The sequence below is a fragment of the Chitinophaga sp. RCC_12 genome (assembly GCF_041360695.1).
Taxonomy (GTDB): Bacteria; Bacteroidota; Bacteroidia; order Chitinophagales; family Chitinophagaceae; genus Chitinophaga.
The window spans coordinates 1,513-2,868 of record NZ_JBFUPS010000021.1 but is presented as its reverse complement, the minus strand read 5'-3'; the positions used below and the strand labels follow the sequence as shown (position 1 = coordinate 2,868).

The window sequence follows — 1,356 nt, the reverse complement described above, 5'->3', positions numbered from 1 at the left end:
GCCAACGCAGGGAACTGAAACATCTAAGTACCTGCAGGAAAAGAAAATAAATAATGATTCCCTAAGTAGTGGCGAGCGAACGGGGAAGAGCCCAAACCGGATCGAAGCAATTCTGTCCGGGGTTGTAGGACTACTTTTAGAAAGTCAGATCAAGTTGAATCATCTGGAAAGATGAGCCGTAGCAGGTGATAGCCCTGTAGACAGAAATTCTGATGGACGTGTAGTATCCTGAGTAGTGCGGGACCGGAGGAATCCTGTATGAAACTGCCAGCACCATCTGGTAAGGCTAAATACTCCTTAGATACCGATAGTGAACCAGTACCGTAAGGGAAAGGTGAAAAGTACTCCGAACAGGAGAGTGAAATAGTTCCTGAAACCGTGCGCTTACAAGCGGTCGGAGCTCAGCAATGAGTGACGGCGTGCCTTTTGCATAATGAGCCTACGAGTTACTCCTCACTGGCAAGGTTAAGGTCTTCAGTACCGGAGCCGTAGCGAAAGCAAGTTCTAACAGAGCGAATCAGTCAGTGGGGGTAGACGCGAAACTTTGTGATCTATCCATGGGCAGGGTGAAGGTTAGGTAAAACTAACTGGAGGCCCGAACTCATTAGCGTTGAAAAGCTATGGGATGACCTGTGGATAGGGGTGAAAGGCCAATCAAACTGAGAGATAGCTCGTTCTCCCCGAAATGTTTTTAGGAACAGCCTTGGATATAGACGTATTATAGAGGTAGAGCTACTAATTGGGCTAGGGGGCTTCACCGCCTACCAAACCCTAATAAACTCCGAATGCTATAATATAATCTCCAGGAGTGAGGCTGTGGGCGCTAAGGTCCATGGCCGAGAGGGAAATAACCCAGACTAACAGCTAAGGTCCCTAATGATATGTTAAGTTGATCAAACGCGGTTCAAATCCTAAAACAGCCAGGATGTTGGCTTGGAAGCAGCCATTCATTTAAAGAGTGCGTAACAGCTCACTGGTCGAGGGTTTGGGCACGGAAAATAATCGGGCATCAAACATATAACCGAAGCTTTAGGCCTAGTATGAATGTACTAGACGGTAGGGGAGCATTCTAAACTGCATCGAAGGTGTGTTGTGAAACATGCTGGAGCGTTTAGAAAAGAAAATGTAGGCATAAGTAACGATAAATAAGATGAAAAATCTTATCGCCGTAAGACTAAGGGTTCCTGATCAACGCTAATCGGATCAGGGTTAGTCGGGTCCTTAGGCAAAGCCGAAAGGTGTAGCTGATGGCAAACTGGTGAATATTCCAGTACCTGCTATAAATTCGATGGAGTAACGGAGTAGTGAAAGGACCGCGCACTTACGGAATAGTGCGTTAAAGGGTGTAGGTATAGG

1 rRNA gene (only partly in view) is annotated in these 1,356 nt (G+C 46.5%); it reads left to right on the top strand.

Annotation, left to right across the window (positions count from 1 at the left end):
* A 23S ribosomal RNA gene (locus tag AB6805_RS32400) occupies window positions 1-1,356 on the top strand; its annotated part runs 1,444 nt beyond the window's last position; the annotation flags it as partial.